Annotated in this window: 2 protein-coding genes; both read right to left on the bottom strand. The window is 69.4% G+C overall.

Annotated elements, in window-relative coordinates; genetic code table 11:
• Positions 1-118 (bottom strand): HlyU family transcriptional regulator (locus tag EQG76_RS33645; RefSeq protein WP_407925564.1); only part of this gene is annotated, 118 nt, incomplete at its 3' end.
• A 96-nt stretch (positions 119-214) separates the two neighbouring features.
• Positions 215-743: carbohydrate kinase family protein (locus EQG76_RS24030; RefSeq protein ID WP_200841065.1), on the bottom strand; the 529-nt coding region annotated here is incomplete at its 5' end.

Here is a 743-nt window from a genome sequence, read left to right as displayed (position 1 = left end):
CGACGTTGAACTGGCCGCCATTGTTGATCGGGTCGGCGACGATCTCGTAGCCGTTGTATTCGACCGGGTCGGCCGGGGCCGATGCCTTGCCGGGGCCGCCCCCGAACAGCTTGCCCATCAGCTTGCCGAGCATCGCACCCATCCTCCCATGTCCGCTGCGTGTCACGGCGGCATGTGACGCGAACCGCCAGGATCGGCAAGCCCCGGCCGCCGTTCAGCGCCGCACCTCCAGGTCCTGCATTCGCTGGAGCGTGTCGCCTAGGTCGATGATGCCGGCGTCCGAGCCCAGCCCGGTGGCGACCAACCCGGACGCGGCGGTGGCCAGGCGTGCCGCCGCCTCCAGGTCCATGCCCTGGGCGAGCCCGGTGATCATCCCGGCCACGTAGGCATCGCCGCAGCCGGTCGTGTCGACCACCGGAACGGCGAAGGCCGGGATGCGCAGGATGGTACCTCCGGCATCGGCGACCACCGAGCCGTCGGCCCCGAGTGTCACCGCCACCGTGCCGGCACCACGATCGAGAAAGAACCTAGCGGCCTCGACCGGATCTTCCATTCCCGACAGGACGCGCGCCTCCTCGATGGATGGCATGAAATAGTCGACGAACGGCAGGAGTGGCTCGACTAGCGCCAGGCCGTCCTCTCCTGGTGCGATCAGGTCGAGGCTGGTCTGGCAGCCGGCCGCTCTGGCCGCCTGGAGGAACCGGAGCGACGGCGCACCGTCGAAGCGGCGCATGAAGCCGGTG

The organism is Geminicoccus flavidas (assembly GCF_009806515.1).
Classification (GTDB): domain Bacteria; phylum Pseudomonadota; class Alphaproteobacteria; order Geminicoccales; family Geminicoccaceae; genus Geminicoccus; species Geminicoccus flavidus.
The sequence above is the reverse complement of the archived record's forward strand: the minus strand, read 5'-3'. Positions and strand labels throughout refer to the sequence as shown.